We start from the raw sequence: 15478 nt of genomic DNA, 5'->3' as shown, positions 1-15478 counted from the left end.
TAATAAACCGGTCTTGGACCCTATGGCTCAATCCGCGCATCCTGGCCCCACCATTCGACGGCCAGGAGCCCAGCGCCATGCGTGACATCATCGACGGCTTTCTCCGCTTCCAGCGCGACGCCTACCCGGCGCGCTCGCAACTGTTCAAGTCCCTGGCCACCCGGCAAGCCCCCAAGGCGCTGTTCATCGCCTGCTCGGACAGCCGGGTGGTCCCCGAGCTGCTGACCCAGCGCGAGCCCGGCGAACTCTTCGTGATCCGTAATGCCGGCAACATCGTCCCCGGCTACGGGCCGCAGCCCGGCGGGGTCAGCGCCTCGGTGGAATACGCGGTGGCGGTGCTCGGGGTCGGCGACATCGTGGTCTGCGGCCACTCGGACTGCGGCGCGATGGGCGCCATCGCGTCCTGCGCCTGTCTCGACCAGTTGCCGGCGGTGGCCGGCTGGTTGCACCACGCCGAGGCCGCACGGGCGATGAACAGCGCCCACGAACACGCCTCCGAGGCGGCGCGGCTGGACGCCCTGGTGCGGCACAACGTGATCGCCCAACTGGCCAACCTGCGCACCCACCCCTGCGTCGCCCGCGCCCTGGAACAGGGTCGGCTGAACCTGCACGGCTGGGTCTACGACATCGAAAGCGGCCGCATCGACGCCCTCGACGGCGCCAGCCGGCGCTTCGTCTCCCTCGCCGAGCATCCCGAAGTGCGCGCGGTAGGCGGCGACCCCGGGCAGGCGGTCGCCTGAATCCCTTCCCTCACAACCACCCACAAGGAGAGTCATCCCATGCAACACAGCCAAGTGTCCCCCAACGCGCGCCAGCAACTGGCCGAGACCGTGGTCCTGAACAAGGCCCGCCTGGGCCTGTCCTGGCAGGATCTGGCCGACGGCACCGGTCTCGCCCTGACCTTCGTCACCGCCGCCCTGCTCGGCCAGCATGCCCTGCCAGAGGCGGCGGCGCGCAAGGTCGCCGCCCAACTCGGCCTGGACGACGACGCGGTGCTCCTGCTGCAAAGCATCCCGCTGCGCGGCAGCATTCCCGGCGGCATTCCCAGCGACCCGACCATCTATCGCTTCTACGAGATGCTGCAAGTCTACGGCAGCACCCTGAAGGCGCTGGTCCACGAACAGTTCGGCGACGGCATCATCAGCGCGATCAACTTCAAGCTGGACATCAAGAAGGTCGAGGACCCGGAAGGCGGCTCGCGGGCGGTGATCACCCTCGACGGCAAGTACCTGCCGACCAAGCCGTTCTGAAGCGTCGCGCCGCCCGGCTCGCCACCGGGCGCGCGCCTCAGCGGCTGGCGATGCTGACCCAGTAGGGCCCGTGGTAGTCGATCCGGATCGGCAGGCTCTGCTCCAGCAATGCCAGCGCCACGCCGCTGTCGTCCAGCGGGTAGATGCCACTGACGCGCAGCGCCGCCGCGTCGTCGGCGACGCTGACGATGCCGCGGCGATAGGCGCGCAACGCCTCCAGCACCTCCCCCAGCGGACGGTCGCGGACCTCCAGCCGGCCATCCAGCCAGGCGCTCTCGCCGCCTTCGGCAGGACCTCGGGCGAGAATCGCCGAGGCGTCGAAACGCGCGCTCTGGCCGCGCTCCAGCAAGCATTGCCGTCCGTCGGCCGTGGTGATCCGCACCCGCGACTCGAGCACCACCACCCGCGAGCTGGCACCGTCATCGCTGACCTGGAAGCGGGTTCCCTGCGCCTCGACCTGGCCGCGCCCGGTGTCGACGACGAACGGCCGCGCCGGATCCCGTGCCACGTCAACCAGCAGGCGGCCCTCGCGTAAGCGCAGGCGACGCCGGTAGCCATCGAATTCGGGGCGTGCCCGGCTGCGCGCGTCCAGCACCAGTTGGCTGCCATCCTCCAGGCGGAAGCTCTGGCGTTGTCCGGTGCCGGTATACAGGTCGCCGGGCCAGGGGAAGCCGACGATGCCGATCCGCCCCAGCGCCAGCGTCGCCACGCCGAACGCCGCCAGGGCGAGGCTGCGCTGGAGAAACCGGCGACGGGCGGACGGCGCCTCGAGGGCTCCGATCAATTGCTCGGCGCGCAAGCCGTGCAAGGGCTCGTCGCGAAACGACTGCAAGCCCAGGCTGAGCCGGTCGAACACCGCACCGTGCTCGGCGTCGGCCTGGCGCCACTGCTGGAACGCCAGGCGCTCCTCGGCGCCGGCATGGCCGGATTGCAGCAGCGCCATCCACTGCGCCGCTTCGTCGAGGATGCGTTCGCGCCTTCCCTGGCTCATTCGGCAAGCACCTGGTAGCACTGCTTGAAGCCCTCGACCATGTACTGGTGGATGCGGCTGACGGAAACCTCCAGCAAGCCGGCGATTTCCACGTAGGTCAGTCCGCCGATCTGGCTATGGATGAAGGCGGCGCGGGCCTTCGGCGACAGCCCGGCGAGCATGCGCTCCAGGCGCAGCAGGGTTTCCACCACCTGGGCCTGCTCCTCGGCGGACGGCGCGAGGGCCTCCGGAAGCCCGGCCAGGCTTTCCAGGTAGGCGCGTTCCAGGTCCTGGCGCCGCCAGCCGTCGTACATCAACCGGCGGGCGATGGTGGTGAGCAGCGCGCGCGGCTCGCGGATGCTTGCCGGGTCCGGCAGGGCGAGGACCTTGAGGAAGGTTTCCGAGGCGATGTCCTCGGCGCTGTGGGGGCAGCCGAGGTAGCGCCGCAGGCGCCCGCTCAGCCAGGAATAATCGTTCTGGAACATCAGGCCGACGAGGCGATTGCGTGTCTGATCCATGCCCATTCCGCACTCTCGTGCTACGGGCCTGCGCCACCGGGCGTCGGGGTGGCAGGCGAAACCTTGATCGGCGGGAGGCGGCGCCGACGTCGGATTGCACGTGTCCCTCCCGCAAACAGCGATGGCAGGCCGCCGGGGCCTGCGCGGAAGGCAATATGCCGCAGAAGCCAGAACGCAAAAAAGAATATTAATTAAGGTGTACTTAACTTTTTGGCATTAGAAGATCGTCGTCCGCCGACGACTGTCGCCATTCCTTACGAAATGGCAACGCCGCGAGCCGCGGAAAGCGGCATACTCGTCAGCTTGTTTCGCCGCGTCGACAGCGCCCGCACCAATGTCCGCCTCGCTCCCCAACGACACCCCGCCCAACGACACCCTGCCCCTGGTTCTGGCCGGCCCCCTGCTGCGCCGCGCAGAGCCCGAGCGCCTGGTGTTCTGGCTGGCCACGTCATGCCCGACGACCATCGAGCTGGTCCTCGCCAGCGAAGGCGAGGCGGAGCGTCGGATCCGCCTCGCGGAAGGAACCCACTCGGCCATCCGCATCGGCACCCATGCCTGGCTGCACCTGCTGGATGTCGCGCTCGACCCGCCGTTGCCCTGCGCCCGCCTGGTCGACTACGACCTGCGTCTGGCCGCCGACGGCCGGGAGCCCGCGGGAATCGCCGAATGGGCGCCGCATCTGCTCTACCCCGGTCGCCAGCGCGCCAGCCTGGTGCTCAAGCCACGTCTCGACCAGTTGCTCCACGGCTCCTGCCGCAAGCCGCATCACCCGGCGGCCGATGGCCTGCTGCAGGTCGACCGGCTGCTGGAGGAAAACCTGCTGCAGGCCGAAAGCCGCCCGGCGTTGCTGATGATGAGCGGCGACCAGGTCTACGCCGACGACGTCGCCGGGCCGATGCTGGTGGCCATCCATGGGCTGATCCGCCGCCTCGGCCTGTACGGCGAACACCTGGAAGGCGCGCTGGTGGACGACAGCGAGGCGCTCTACGCACACCCGGCCACCTACTACCGGCGCGAGGACCTGCTGCCCGCCTTCAAGTCCAACGAAGCCCTGCGCGAGCGCTTCTTCGGCGGGGTGAAGAAGCCGATCTTCACCTCGGCCAACGCCCACAACCATCTGGTCGGCCTGGCCGAGGTGCTGGCGATGTACCTGCTGGTCTGGTCGCCGGCGCCCTGGCGCCTGGTCAGGCTGGAACCGCCGCCGGGGCTGGATGCGCGGCACGCGCAGCGCTTCACCGACGAGCGCCGGCACATCGAAGCCTTCCGCGATGGCCTGCCCGGCGTGGCGCGGGCACTGGCGCATATCTCGTCGCTGATGATCTTCGACGACCACGACATCACCGACGACTGGAACCTTTCCGCGCGCTGGGAGCTGACCGCCTACGGCCATCCGTTCTCCCGGCGGATCATCGGCAACGCCCTGCTCGCCTACCTGCTCTGCCAGGGCTGGGGCAACGACCCGCAGCATTGCGGCGAATGGCTGGCGCCGGTCGCGGCCCTGATGGAGGGCGCAGCGGCAGACGGCCGGCTGCCCTGCGCCGAGCAGGACCGCCTGCTCGATGCCCTGCTCGATTTCCAGCACTGGCACTACCGGTTGCCTGGCAGCCCGACCCTGATCGTCCTCGACACGCGCACCCGCCGCTGGCGCAGCGAGCGCAACCTGGGCCGGCCCTCCGGGCTGATGGACTGGGAGGCGCTGAGTGAACTCCAGCAGGACCTGCTCGGCGAAAAGGCGGCGATCATCGTGTCGCCGGCGCCGATGTTCGGGGTCAAGCTGATCGAGGGCGTGCAGAAGCTCTTCAGCTGGATCGGCCAGCCGCTGCTGGTCGATGCGGAAAACTGGATGGCCCATCGCGGCGCGGCCTCGGTGATGATGAACATCTTCCGCCACTCGCGCACGCCGGGTAACTACCTGATCCTTTCCGGCGACGTGCATTACTCCTTCGTCTACGACATCCGGATTCGCCACCGCGAGCACGGGCCCCGGCTCTGGCAGATCACCAGCAGCGGGATCAAGAACGAATTCCCGCGACGCCTGCTGGACTGGTTCGACCGCCTCAACCGCTGGCTCTATGCGCCCTGGTCGCCGCTGAACTGGCTGACCCAGCGGCGCAGCCTGGAAATCCGCCCGCGCGTTCCGCAGCACAGCCAGGCCGGCGAGCGCCTGTGGAACAGCGCCGGGATCGGCCAGGTATTCATTGGCGAGGACGGCCGTCCGCGCGCGGTGTTGCAGGTCAATGCCGATGGCTCGCCGGCGACCGCCTTCGAGCGACATCGCGACGTCGAAGACGAACGAGCGGACCAGTCGCCGGTCGCGCCGGGTCGCTGAGACGCCAGAACAAGGGGGACGGGCGGACGCCGCGCCGCGTCATCCGCCCGCCCGGTTTCAGAACGGCCGCTCCTGCACGTCCAGGGTCGCCGCCAGCGCTTGCCAGAGCACCTCGGCGAAGACCCGCTGGGCGTCGCCGGACAGGTACGCCTGCATGGCAGCTTCATCGCTCCACTCGCTGTGCAACAGCCACAGGTCGGCGTCCCCGTCCGCCTGGCGCAGTTCGTAGCGCAGGCAACCGGGCGCGGCCTGGCCCGCCTGCGCCAGCTCTTGCAGGCGCAGGCCGAGGCGGTGCGACTGGCCGCTGCGGGCGCGAATGCTGACCAGGTGACTGGCCCGATTGAACGCTGGCATGCTCTCTGCCTCCTCGACATGGATTCGCCGCTGCGCAAGCGGCACCAGGAGTGGAAGGGCCGGCGGCGCCGAGACGCCGGCCGGCCGCTGTGGGGTGTAAGGGTGACGCATGTGCCCTGCCTCCGATTACCAGTTGCCGGGATGGGTCCGCGCCAGCGCGCCGCCCGCGGCGGGGCCGGCAGGCGAACGGGAAGGCGTGTCGGGGACCAGCGCGCCGTCGCGCGACCGCGAACGGGAAGCGCCCGGCGCGCGCTCCGGCGGCACGCCGCCCGATGACAGTCTGGCCTGTTGATTTGACATAGGTGTGTCCCCCTGCAGGTATTTCCCATCGGCATGACGGAGATTCCGCCATGCCAGTCAGATTAGGGGGATGGCGCGGGGAATCGGTAGACGGATACTGTCGGGTTCTTGCCTGAAACTGCCGCGTTCCGGTTTTTTCTCATCCGCTTGCGCCCGGTGAAACGAGCTGGCTTGCCTGTTCCTGGCGAATGCTTGCCTGATCCTGCCATCGCGCAGCGCGATGGATGCCTGTCGCCGCGACGCGCGCTAGTCTTGGGAAGGTTTCCCCCGCGAGTCCCCGCATGAGCGAAAACGCCCCGCTTCTTTCCGTCGATCTCCCCGCCGAATTGCGCCAGCGCCAGAGCGAACTGGCGCAGTCGCTGCTCAGGCATTGCCCCCGCGACGGTATCTACGGCACCGCCGTCGAACCCCTCGCCCTGATCCGCGCCGACGGCCCCACCCTGCCGGCGCGCGGCATGCACAAACCTGCCCTGTGCATCATCGCCCAGGGCCGCAAGGAGGTGCAGTTGGCCGAGGAACGCTATATCTACGATCCGTTGCACTACCTGGTGGTCTCGGTCACCCTGCCGCTGGCCGGCCAGGTGATCGACGCCTCGCCGGACGCGCCCTACCTCTGCGTCCGGCTGGATATCGACCCGGCGGAAATCACCCAGCTGATCTCCGACGCCGGGCCCATGGAAGTGGCCAGCCGGCGCGGCGACCGCGGCCTCTACGTCGACCGTATCGACGCCAGCCTGCTGGATGCGGTGCTGCGCCTGATCCATCTGCTGGACAGCCCGCGCGACATCCCGATGCTGGCGCCGCTGATCCTCCGCGAGATTTTCTACCGGCTGCTGCGCAGCGGCCAGGGCCAGCGCCTGCACGAGATCGCCATCGCCGACAGCCAGGCCCACCGCATCACCCGCGCCATCGACTGGATCAACCAGAACTACGGCAAGCCGCTGCGCATCGAGCAACTGGCCCAGGTGGTCAACCTCAGCCCCTCGACCCTGCACCACCGCTTCAAGGCCGTGACCGCGATGAGCCCGTTGCAGTACCAGAAGCAGCTGCGCTTGCAGGAAGCACGCCGGCTGATCTTCAGCGAGGGCCTGGAAGTGGCCGCCGCCGGCTACCGGGTCGGCTACGAAAGCCCGTCGCAGTTCAGCCGCGAGTACAGCCGGCTGTTCGGCGCCCCGCCGCTGCGCGACCTGGCGCGGGCGCGCAACACCGCCTAGGGGAACGCGGCAGCGGCCGCGACGGTCAATCGGGAAGCGGCGGGATACCTTCGTCGCCCCGACCGACCTTGCGCAACCGTACCCGCCATGACCCGAGCCCTGCCCCTGCTCCTGCTTGCCCTGTCCCTTCCCGCCGCGGCGACGGACAGCGAGTCGTTCGCCCGCCGCTACCTGGCCTATGCCCATGCCGTCGGCCAGCACAGCGAACGACTCTGGCCCGGCTGGCGGATGGCAGACAAGGCCTTCCTCTACAGCGATGGCCGCAGTACCTGGGTCGCCGATGCCGAAGGCCGCGCGCAGCGTACCACGGTGGCGGGCGACAGCGACCCGGATCTCGACCTGAGCTATGCCTTTCCGCGTTACCGGGGCCGTCCGGCGGTGCTGCTGCAGATCAGCGCCGCGCACCTGCGGAGCAATACCGGCAATAGCGAGACGCTGGCCGCCATCGGCCCGCACGAAGCCTTCCATCGCTACGCCCAGGAAGACTGGCCGGGCCTGCGCAAGCCCGGTGGCTATCGCGGCGACCTGGCCACGCTCGACCCGCGCCCGCGGGAATACCGCTATGCCCTGTTCCAGTCGCTGCTCCAGGCCCTGCGCACGCCCGGGCAGCGCGACAGCTACCTGAGCGACGCCCAGGGCTGGCTGCGCCGCTGGCGCGAAGCGGCTCCCGAGGAAAGCCGGCTGGCGGCGCAGGTCGATCTCAGCGAAGGCACCGCGCGCTACATCGAGATGGCCGCCGCCGCGCGCTACCGCACCGATTTCGCCGAGGATCCGCAACGCTATCGGCAGGCGCTGCGGGAGTACGCGCTGGCCTTCTACGATGCCAACGAGATCGGCGTCGGCGTCGACAGCGAAGCCTACGAGATCGGCGCGCTGGCCGGAGTGCTGCTGGACCTGCGCGACGACGACGCGGACTGGAAGGAAGCCGCGATAGCCGGCACCTGGCCGCTGGACTACCTGCTGCGCGACCAGCCTCCGGCCTGGAGCGAACTTCCCGACGACGCGCGGGCGCGCGGCGAGCGCTACCGGCGCGAGATGGGCGCCACCCGCCAGCGCCTGGTCGAGTTGCAGGAGGCCTTCGCCGACCCACGGCGACCGCTGCTGGTGATCCCGCAACCGCGCCGCACCATCGGCTTCGCCACGGCGGCCAGCAAGGTGCGCGGGGGCTTCTACGTCCTTGCCTACGGGCCGTTTCGCCAGGCCTACCTCGGCGCGCGCTGGAATGTCGGCGAGCTGACCCTGGACGGCGTCGACTACCTGGAGGGCGACGCCGAGGCGTACTGCCCGGGCTACGGCCGTTCGGCGCTGATTCCGTTGCGCGGAGGCGCTTGGCGCGAGGGCACGCTGGCGCCGGAAGAACCCGGCCTGCGCGGCCGCCTGGCGACTGCTCGCAGCCTCGTCGACGGGCGGACCCTTTATTGCGCAGCGGAGAATGCTCCTTGAGGACCGACAACGGCGCTACAATGCCCGCTCGCCGCCGCAACCCCGCCGAGGGCTCGCCATGAAGTTCCTGCTGATCGGGCTGATCCGCTTCTACCAGTACGCAATCAGCCCGCTGATCGGTCCCCGCTGCCGCTTCTACCCCAGTTGCTCGCACTACACCCTGGAAGCCATCCGCGTACATGGCGCGCTGCGAGGCGGCTACCTCGGCGCGCGCCGGCTGCTGCGCTGCCACCCCTGGCACCCGGGCGGCTACGACCCGGTTCCGGAGCGCCAGGAACAGGCGTGCGCCTGCCACAGAACGGCGAAGCCCGGCGAATGAAGCCGGCGAAAAGATCGCAACGGCGACATCCCGCACATAACCGGACCCGCCGGTCGACATGCGGAATTGATAAAACCTATCATTCAGGGTCCATCTCCCCGGCTATCGCCCGGCGCCCCCTTGCGCCCGGCTACGCCGGGGAGTTCCGCTCAAACGTTTCATCCTGAGGCTCCGATGCCCCGTCATCCCTTCTCCCCTTCCTTCCTCGCCGCCAGCGTCTTCTGCGCCGCCACCCCAGCCCTCGCCGCGCTGCAACCGATCGCCGAAGCGCCGCTGGCCGGCGAAACCGAGTTCCGCTGCCAGTTCAACGCCGACAACAGCACCGATTGCGTGAGCACCTACAGCTTCACCATCCTCAAGCCGAGCGGCCGCGAGATGCTCTCGCGCATCGATCGCAGCTACGCGGAGACCGACAGCCTGATCGTGGAGAAGGCCGAGCTGACCCAGCCCGGCGGCAAGCCGGTGCCGCTGGACCAGTCGCAGATCGATACGCGCACCGCGCCGAACCCGGACCAGGGCTTCCTGCGCGAACGCCAGACCTCCCTGGCGTTCCCCAACCTGCGCGTCGGCACCCGCATCAGCTACACCCTGCGCGAGCACTTCACCGCCAAGCCGCTGAGCACCCAGTTCCACTACATTCTCAGCCGCCCGCCGATGCCGGTGCGCGACGACCGCTTCGTCGCCGAGTTCAAGGCCGAGCGGCCGATCTTCGTGCGCAGCGAGCTGATGGACGCCTATCGCATCGAACAGAGCGCCGACAAGAAGACCCTCAAGGTCAGCCTGAAAAAGCCGCAATACACCAACTACATCAACGAAGCCGGCAACGCCTACCTGCGCCATACCCCGCGCCTGGAGCTGGGCAGTTCGCTGGACCTGCAGGACAACTTCGGCCCGTTCGCCGCGCGCTACAACGAGATCCTCGCCGCGGAGCTGCCCAAGGGCGCCGCGGCGGCCGTCGCCGCGGTGAAGGGCAAGCCGGCCCGCGAGCAGGTCGCCGGCCTGATGCAGTACATCAACGACACCTACCGCTACCTGGGCGACTGGCGCGCCAGCGAGCGCGGCTACGTGCCCTTCTCCCTGGCGGAGATCGAGCGCAATGGCTACGGCGACTGCAAGGACCTGGCGATCCTCCTCGCCGCCATGCTCAAGGCCGCCGGGATCAAGGCCGAACCGACCCTGGTCAGCCGCGGCGACGTGGTCTGGGACCTGCTGGTGCCCGGCATGTACGCGCCGAACCATGCCATCGTCCGCGCCGAGGTGGACGGCAAGACCTGGTGGCTGGACCCGACCAACCCGGTGTTCGCTCCCGGCCGCACCATGCCCGACATCCAGCAGCGCTGGGCGCTGGTGCTGGGCGCCGACGGCAAGGTGCGGCGCGACGAGATTCCCCTGGAAGCGCCCGGCGACACCCTGCGCGTGACCCGCAGCGAGCATTACACCCATGACGGCGAGGCCCGGGTCGAGTCGCGCGTGGAGCTTTCCAATGCGCCGCTGATGCAGCTCAGCGTCGCCGATCGCCAACGCGGCCGCACCAGCACCGACCAGGACCTGTGCCGCAACTTCGCCAAGGAAGGCAGCGACTGCGTGCTGGAGCGCGACGACAGCCAGTTCGTGCTGCCGCCCAGCTATACGATCAGTGCCAGGCTTACCGACCGCCGCGCCCTCGACCGGCTCGGCGGAGAGTATTTCTACAACCGCCAGGACCTGGCCAGCCAGTGGGACGCGTTCGCCAAGTACCGCAGCGAAGGCCAGTTGGCCGAGCTGTATCTGGGCGAACCGCAGATCACCTCCTACGACATCAGCCTGTCCGGCGGCAAGACCGACGAGCCGGCGCACAGTTGCGAGATCCGCAGCCCCTGGTTCGACATCGACCTGCAGGCCGAACCGGCCAAGGACGGCGGCTACCACTATCGCTACCGGGAAGTGCAGAAGACCAGTTGGCTCAACCACGACGAGATCAACAGCGCCGAGTTCGGCAAGCTGATCGAGCAGAGCCGCGGTTGCGTCGAGCAACTGCGCCTGGTGGTCAAGCTGGACAAGCGTCCCTGAGCGACGCGCGCCCGCTCCGGCGGGCGCGTCCAGCCGCACAGCGGGCGATTCTTCTACTCGCCCGCGCAGCCCTCCAGGCCGAGCGCCTGCTCATAGAAACGCGCCATGCGCTCCGGGTCGGCGACGTACGCCAGCATTCCGCTGGCGAGCCTGTCGCCTACACCTGCCAATCGAGCCGCAGCCCGGATTCGAACGTACGCCTCTCCCCGCTCAGCGGGTCGTCGAAGCGCAGCCCCCTGGCCAGCAGCTTGAGCGGCCGCCGGTAATCGTCGGGGCTGTCCTCGGCGTCCAGCAGCTCGGGATAGAACCCGTCGTTCTGGATACCCGCGCCGAGTGCCGCGAGGTGCACGCGCAGCTGGTGCTTCTTGCCGGTCACCGGATACAGCCGGTAGCGCCACCAGCGGCCGTTGCGCTCGGCGACCTCGATGCGCGTCTCGCTGTTCGGCTCGCCCTCGCCTTCGCGCATGCGGAAGAACGGCTCGCCGGGCACCAGGCGGGTCCTGCGCAGCAACGGGAAGTCCAGTCGCGGCAAGGCCGGAGCGATCGCTTCGTAGTACTTGTCGATGCGCCGCTCGCGGAACAGCGCCTGGTAGCGCCCGCGGCTGCCGGGATTGGTCGAGAACAGCACCAGCCCGGCGGTATGCCGGTCGATCCGATGCAGCGGCACCAGGTCGCGATTGCCGGTGCTGCGGGCCAGCCGCGCCAGGAGCGTCTGCTCGACATAGCCGCCGGCCGGCATCACCGGCAGGAAGTGCGGCTTGTCCGCCACCAGCAGATGCTCGTCGCGGTACAGGATGCGCGCCTCGAAAGGGATCGGCGCCTCCGCCGGCAACTCGCGGAAGTAGTGCACACGCAGGCCTTCGCGATACGCCGCCTGCGGGCCCAGCGCACGCCCCTCGGCGTCCAGCACCCGGCCCCGCTGCATGCGCGCCAGCCAGGTGTCGCGGTCGATGGCCGGGAAACGCGCGCAGAGACAATCGAGCACGGTGCTCCAGGGGCCGGCCGGCAGATGCAGGGTGCTGGCGCGGAGACTGGCGTCGGGCAAGGAAGGAGACGACATGCGGCAACTCGGGAAGGACGGGCGAACATTAGGCCGCAGCGCGGCGCACAGGTCAAAGCGCGCCGGAGCGAAACGAAGAAACCGCCCGAGGGCGGTTTCTTCCGTGATCCAGGGATCGAATCAGGCGGCGCTCGCCTTGCGCTCCTCCGCCAGACAGGCGGCGGCGGTGAACAGCACGTCGGTCGAGGAGTTCAGCGCGGTCTCCGCGGAGTCCTGGAGGATCGCGATGATGAAGCCTACCGCTACCACCTGCATCGCCACCTCGCTGGGAATCCCGAACAGGCTGCAGGCCAGCGGGATCAACAGCAGCGAGCCGCCGGCCACGCCGGATGCGCCGCAGGCGCAGACCGACGCCACCACGCTGAGCAGGATCGCGGTCGGTACGTCCACGGCGATGCCCAGGGTATGCACCGCTGCCAGGGTCAGCACGGTGATGGTGATCGCTGCGCCGGCCATGTTGATGGTCGCGCCCAGCGGGATCGATACCGAATAGGTGTCTTCGTGCAGGCCCAGGCGCTCGCAGAGCTGCAGGTTGACCGGGATATTGGCTGCCGAGCTGCGGGTGAAGAACGCGGTCATGCCGCTTTCGCGCAGGCAGGTCAGCACCAGCGGATAGGGATTGCGGCGGATCTTCAGGAACACGATCAGCGGGTTGACCACGAAGGCCACGAACAGCATGCAGCCGAGCAGCACCACCAGCAGGTGGGCATAGCCTTTCAGGGCCTCGACGCCGGACTCGGCGAAGGTCGAGGCGACCAGGCCGAAGATGCCCAGCGGGGCGAAGCGAATCACCACCTTGACGATCAGCGAGACGCCGTTGGACAGCTCGGAGAGCAGGTTGCGGGTGGTATCGCTGGCGTGGCGGAAGGCGATGCCGAGGCCGATGGCCCAGGCCAGGATGCCGATGAAGTTGGCCGAGATCAGGGCGTTGACCGGGTTGTCCACCACGCTCAGCAGCAGGGACTGGAGCACCTCGGCGATGCCGCCCGGAGGCGACATCTCGCCCGGGTGGCTGGCCAGCACCAGGCTCGAGGGGAAGGCGAAGCTGGCGATCACCGCCACCACCGCGGCGCTGAAGGTGCCGACCAGGTACAGCAGCAGGATCGGCCGGATATGGGTCTGCTGGCCTTGCCTGTGGTTGGCGATGGATGCCATCACCAGGACGAACACCAGTACCGGCGCGACGGCCTTCAGCGCGGAAACGAAGACCTTGCCGATGAAGCCGACCTTGAGCGCGGCGGCCGGGAAGAAGCTGGCGAGCAGCAGGCCGGCGATCAGGCCGACGATGATCTGGCCCACCAGGCTGGTACGCGTCAGCAGATGAAGCAGGGGACGTTCAGGGTATGTCATGCAGATTTCTACTCTTATAGGTGTGTCGAAGGCCGGCCCAGGCAGCTTCCATGCCGAACGACCCTGTGCCGTTCCGCCCCCGCGAAGGGATGGTTCGAGCGAGCCGGGTAGTCTAGGGAAGGACGCGCAGCACCACAGGAAACACCGACCAGCGGATACCGGGCTCCCCCGCCACGGCCATCGAACCGGATCGGGACGGCGTGGATTCTAGCCGTGTCTGCGCTTTTTGGGGGCGTCCAATTCTGTCTGGATTCGGACATGTCGTCGCAGGTGCATTGCCAGCCGGGAGGCCGGAAACCCCTGTGAAAAGGAGGGAAAACGCGGAATTCGCTGTCTGCAGATAGCCAAAGCCCGCCGTGAGGCGGGCTTCAGATGGGGGGCTAGTCCGTTAGCCATGGGTCCATGATTGACCCGTCACCGTGAAAATTTCGTGAAGATTACCAAACTTTTTCCTTCACTTTTTCGCTGAATCCATTCACCGCTCACCTCACTGGGTCGGGCTCAGTTCGCTCTCCTGGAAGCGCGGCGGCGGACGGCTGAAGCTGCGGGTCAGGTAGAACAGGTAGCCGAAGCCCAGCCCGGCCCAGATCAGCCCCATCACCAGCGAGGTGCTTTCCAGGTTGAGCCAGAGCACCGCGACGATGGCCGCGCCGAGCAATGGCAGGACCAAGTAGTGGAAATGCTCCTTGAGGCTGCGGTTGCGCCCGCCGCGCACATAGAAATGCACGATCACCGAGAGATTGACGAAGGTGAAGGCCACCAGGGCGCCGAAATTGATCAGCGCGGTCGCCGTCACCAGATCGAAGGAGATCGCCGAGAGCGCCACCATGCCCACGATCAGCACGTTGATCGACGGCGTACGCCATTTCGGATGGACGAAGCCGAAGATCCGCTCCGGCAGCACGTTGTCCCGCCCCATCACGTACAGCAGGCGCGACACGCTGGCCTGGGAGGCCAGGCCAGACGCCAGGGTATTGATGAAGGTGGCGCAGAGGAAGATCGACTGGAACAGCTTACCGCCGACGTACAGGGCGATTTCCGGCAACGCCGCGTCAGGCTCCTTGAAGCGGACGTTGGTCGGGAAATAGGACTGCAGGAAATACGACACGGTGATGAAGATCACCCCGCCGTACAGCGCGGTGAGGAAGATCGCCCGCGGGATCACCTTGGCGGCGTCGCGGGTTTCCTCGGACAGCGTGGTCACCGCGTCGAAACCGAGGAAGGAAAAGCAGAGGATCGTCGCCCCCGCCACCATCGCCGAGAGATGCGCGTGCTCGGAGAAGAACGGCTGGGTGCTGAGCACCGTGGCGGTCCCCTCCCCGTTGTTCAGGCCATGGATCACCAGGCCGATGAAGACCACGATGATCGCCAGCTGGACCAGCACGAAGACGGTGTTGAAATTGGCGACCAGGTTCACGCTCTTGATGTTGATGAGGGTCATGATCAGCACGAACATCACCACCCAGACCCATGGCGCGACCTCGGGGAACAGTGCGGTCAGGTAGATCTTCGCCAGCAGCGCGTTGATCATCGGCAGGAACAGGTAGTCCAGCAGCGACGACCAGCCGACCATGAAGCCGACATGGGGATTGATCGCCCGTTGCGCGTAGGTATAGGCCGAGCCTGCGGTGGGGAACTGGCGGACCAGCTTGCCGTAGCTGATTGCGGTGAACAGCACGCCGGCGAGGGCCAGCAGGTAGGCGGTGGGCACGTGTCCCTGGGAAATCCCGGAAACGATGCCGAAGGTGTCGAAGACGGTCATCGGGGTCAGATAGGCCAACCCGATCATGACGATCTGCCACAGCTTGAGGGACTTGCGAAGCTGGGTTCGTTCTGCGGTAGGGGGAGGATTCGACATGGGTATGCTTGCCTCGATTTCTTCTTTTTCTAATGCACAGCAAAGAAAGGCGGACGGGCGGAAACCGGAGGCTTGCCGCCGTCTACCTTCAGCAAGGGTGGGAACCTCGACGGAAGAACGGGCGGGCGGCGCCGGACCGGAGCCGCCCGCCCATGCTCACACGGTGTGCAGGTACCAGTTGTACTCGAGGTCGGAGATCGAGTGCTCGAATTCCTCCAGCTCGCTTTCCTTGCAGGCGACGAAGATGTCGATGTACTTCGGATCGATGTACTTCGCCAGGATCTCGCTGTCGTCCAGTTCGCGCAGGGCGTCGCGCAGGTTGTTCGGCAGGCTCGGCTCCAGCTGCTCGTAGGAGTTGCCTTCGATCGGGGCACCCGGCTCGACCTTGTTGGTCAGCCCGTGGTGCACCCCGGCCAGCACCGAGGCCAGCAGCAGGTAGGGGTTGGCGTCGGCGCCGGCCACGC

13 protein-coding genes and 1 pseudogene are annotated in these 15478 nt (G+C 67.9%); 7 read left to right on the top strand and 7 right to left on the bottom strand.

Annotation, left to right across the window (positions count from 1 at the left end; genetic code table 11):
• Positions 1 to 77: 77 nt before the first annotated feature.
• Together cynT and cynS are read left to right on the top strand one after the other, a co-directional pair.
• Complete coding sequence (gene cynT, locus HMPREF2914_RS10960) at positions 78 to 740, top strand: carbonic anhydrase CynT (protein ID WP_003139674.1); 663 nt, start codon at positions 78 to 80, stop codon at positions 738 to 740.
• Positions 741 to 779: 39 nt separating this feature from the next.
• Positions 780 to 1250, top strand: a complete 471-nt coding sequence (gene cynS / locus HMPREF2914_RS10955; protein ID WP_003088707.1) for a cyanase — start codon at positions 780 to 782, stop codon at positions 1248 to 1250.
• A 37-nt stretch (positions 1251 to 1287) separates the two neighbouring features.
• On the opposite strand, the gene HMPREF2914_RS10950 is transcribed toward cynS, so the two are convergent.
• Together HMPREF2914_RS10950 and HMPREF2914_RS10945 are read right to left on the bottom strand one after the other, a co-directional pair.
• Entirely contained in the window at positions 1288 to 2241 is a 954-nt protein-coding gene (locus tag HMPREF2914_RS10950; protein WP_015503017.1) for a FecR family protein, read from the bottom strand.
• A complete protein-coding gene (locus tag HMPREF2914_RS10945; protein WP_003088700.1) occupies positions 2238 to 2744 on the bottom strand; it encodes a sigma-70 family RNA polymerase sigma factor in 507 nt (168 codons plus the stop codon). The genes HMPREF2914_RS10950 and HMPREF2914_RS10945 overlap by 4 nt, the downstream gene beginning before the upstream one ends.
• A 328-nt stretch (positions 2745 to 3072) precedes the next feature.
• Between HMPREF2914_RS10945 and HMPREF2914_RS10940 the strand changes: the two genes are divergently transcribed.
• Positions 3073 to 5067 (top strand): alkaline phosphatase D family protein, encoded by a 1995-nt coding sequence (locus HMPREF2914_RS10940; RefSeq protein ID WP_023091887.1) that lies wholly within the window; start codon positions 3073 to 3075, stop codon positions 5065 to 5067.
• 57 nt (positions 5068 to 5124) lie between these two features.
• Here the strand turns inward: HMPREF2914_RS10940 and HMPREF2914_RS10935 are convergent, their stop codons facing one another.
• Positions 5125 to 5421: an antibiotic biosynthesis monooxygenase family protein gene (locus HMPREF2914_RS10935; protein WP_003088696.1), complete on the bottom strand. Its 297-nt coding sequence runs from the start codon at positions 5419 to 5421 to the stop codon at positions 5125 to 5127.
• Between the two features lie 581 nt (positions 5422 to 6002).
• Here HMPREF2914_RS10935 and cmrA point away from each other — a divergent pair.
• The 4 genes from cmrA (at position 6003) to HMPREF2914_RS10915 (ending at position 10746) form a co-directional block, all read left to right on the top strand.
• Positions 6003 to 6935 (top strand): AraC family transcriptional regulator CmrA, encoded by a 933-nt coding sequence (gene cmrA, locus HMPREF2914_RS10930; RefSeq protein WP_023091888.1) that lies wholly within the window; start codon positions 6003 to 6005, stop codon positions 6933 to 6935.
• A gap of 87 nt (positions 6936 to 7022) precedes the next feature.
• Entirely contained in the window at positions 7023 to 8378 is a 1356-nt protein-coding gene (locus HMPREF2914_RS10925; protein WP_023091889.1) for a hypothetical protein, read from the top strand.
• A gap of 58 nt (positions 8379 to 8436) precedes the next feature.
• Positions 8437 to 8697, top strand: a complete 261-nt coding sequence (gene yidD / locus HMPREF2914_RS10920; RefSeq protein ID WP_003088692.1) for a membrane protein insertion efficiency factor YidD — start codon at positions 8437 to 8439, stop codon at positions 8695 to 8697.
• A 174-nt stretch (positions 8698 to 8871) separates the two neighbouring features.
• A complete protein-coding gene (locus HMPREF2914_RS10915) occupies positions 8872 to 10746 on the top strand; it encodes a DUF3857 domain-containing transglutaminase family protein (protein ID WP_003088690.1) in 1875 nt (624 codons plus the stop codon).
• A 157-nt stretch (positions 10747 to 10903) separates the two neighbouring features.
• Here the strand turns inward: HMPREF2914_RS10915 and HMPREF2914_RS10910 are convergent, their stop codons facing one another.
• From HMPREF2914_RS10910 to HMPREF2914_RS10895, 4 genes and pseudogenes are all read right to left on the bottom strand, one after another.
• Entirely contained in the window at positions 10904 to 11806 is a 903-nt protein-coding gene (locus HMPREF2914_RS10910) for an RluA family pseudouridine synthase (protein WP_003111649.1), read from the bottom strand.
• Positions 11807 to 11926: 120 nt separating this feature from the next.
• Positions 11927 to 13156, bottom strand: a complete 1230-nt coding sequence (sstT, locus tag HMPREF2914_RS10905; RefSeq protein ID WP_003088680.1) for a serine/threonine transporter SstT — start codon at positions 13154 to 13156, stop codon at positions 11927 to 11929.
• Between the two features lie 487 nt (positions 13157 to 13643).
• Positions 13644 to 15014 carry an APC family permease gene (locus tag HMPREF2914_RS10900; RefSeq protein ID WP_003088677.1) on the bottom strand — a complete coding sequence of 457 codons (1371 nt, stop codon included), beginning with the start codon at positions 15012 to 15014 and terminating at the stop codon, positions 13644 to 13646.
• A 156-nt stretch (positions 15015 to 15170) separates the two neighbouring features.
• Positions 15171 to 15478 (bottom strand): annotated as a pseudogene (locus HMPREF2914_RS10895) (glutamine synthetase); the annotation flags it as partial.

The organism is Pseudomonas sp. HMSC067G02 (assembly GCF_001813485.1).
Lineage (GTDB): Bacteria > Pseudomonadota > Gammaproteobacteria > Pseudomonadales > Pseudomonadaceae > Pseudomonas > Pseudomonas aeruginosa.
The sequence above is the reverse complement of the archived record's forward strand: the minus strand, read 5'-3'. Positions and strand labels throughout refer to the sequence as shown.